General features: G+C 69.4%; 1 protein-coding gene. It reads left to right on the forward strand.

Annotated elements, in window-relative coordinates:
- Nucleotides 1–267 precede the first annotated feature (267 nt).
- Entirely contained in the window at nt 268–1,470 is a 1,203-nt protein-coding gene (locus tag JXZ78_RS39985; RefSeq protein WP_030019644.1) for an IS110 family RNA-guided transposase, read from the forward strand.
- Nucleotides 1,471–1,493: the final 23 nt, after the last annotated feature.

Genomic DNA, 1,493 nt, shown 5'->3' on the forward strand with positions numbered 1-1,493 from the left:
CCCCCGTTATGTTCTTCGCGGTCCTGCAAGAGGGCTGCTGGCCTCCGGGCCCGGCATGACTGGTCCCCGCTGTCGAACGGATGACCTGGGGGGTGGTGTCACCGGGCCTGGGAGGCTCCGTTGGAGACGCTGATGAGAGATCCGACTACCGCCTGGCCTGGCGCAATGCCTGGCCGTTCGTGGGCGGCAGGTCTGCATAACGTGGATGCGCGCATACGACGCCGAAACCCCGGCCAGCACCGCACGAACCCCGTTCGGGAGGATGGGTTGGACGACATCGACAACGTAGGCGTCCTCCTCGGCCTGGACGTCGGCAAGAGCGCCCACCACGGGCACGGACTGACCCCGGCCGGCAAGAAGGTCTTCGACAAGCAACTGCCCAACAGCGAGCCGAAGCTGCGGGCCGTCTTCGACAAGCTGGCCGCGAAGTTCGGCACCGTGCTGGTGACCGTGGACCAGCCCGCCTCGATCGGAGCCCTGCCCCTGACGGTCGCCCGGGACGCCGGCTGCAAGGTCGCCTACCTTCCCGGTCTGTCCATGCGGCGGATCGCCGACCTCTACCCGGGTGAAGCGAAGACCGACGCGAAGGACGCCGCGGTGATCGCAGACGCCGCCCGCACGATGCCGCACACCCTGCGCTCGCTTCAGCTCACCGACGAGATCACCGCCGAGCTGAACGTCCTGGTCGGCTTCGACCAGGACCTCGCCGCCGAGGCCACCCGCACCTCCAACCGGATACGCGGCCTGCTCACCCAGTTCCATCCCAGCCTGGAACGCGTCCTTGGTCCGCGTCTGGACCATCCCGCCGTGACCTGGCTGCTGGAACGCTACGGATCCCCGGCCGCCCTGCGCAAAGCCGGACGCCGCAGGCTGGTCGAGGCCATCCGGCCCAAGGCCCCGCGCATGGCCACCCGGCTGATCGACGACCTCTTCGACGCGCTCGACGAGCAGACCGTCATCGTTCCTGGCACCGGCACCCTCGACCTCGTGATCCCGTCCCTGGCCCGCTCGCTCGCCGCTGTTCACGAACAGCGCCGGGCCCTCGAGGCCCAGATCGAGACCCTGCTGGAGGCACACCCTCTTTCCCAGGTCCTGACGTCGCTGCCCGGCGTCGGCGTCAGGACCGCCGCCACCTTGCTGGTCACCGTCGGCGACGGCACCGGCTTCCCCACCGCCGCCCACCTGGCCTCCTACGCCGGCCTCGCCCCGACCACCAAGTCGTCGGGCACATCGATCCACGGCGAACACGCACCCCGCGGTGGCAACCGGCAACTGAAACGCGCGATGTTCCTCTCCGCGTTCGCAGCCCTCCACGATCCCGCCTCCCGCACCTACTACGACCGATGCCGGGCCCGCGGCAAAACCCACACCCAGGCCCTCCTCCGCCTGGCCCGCCACCGCATCAGCGTCCTGTTCGCCATGCTCCGCGACGGCACCTTCTACGAGCCGAGGAACCCTCGACTCGCTTGACGAAGAACATAGAGGCACCCCCG

This window comes from Streptomyces monomycini, assembly GCF_022271435.1.
Classification (GTDB): Bacteria; Actinomycetota; Actinomycetes; order Streptomycetales; family Streptomycetaceae; genus Streptomyces; species Streptomyces monomycini.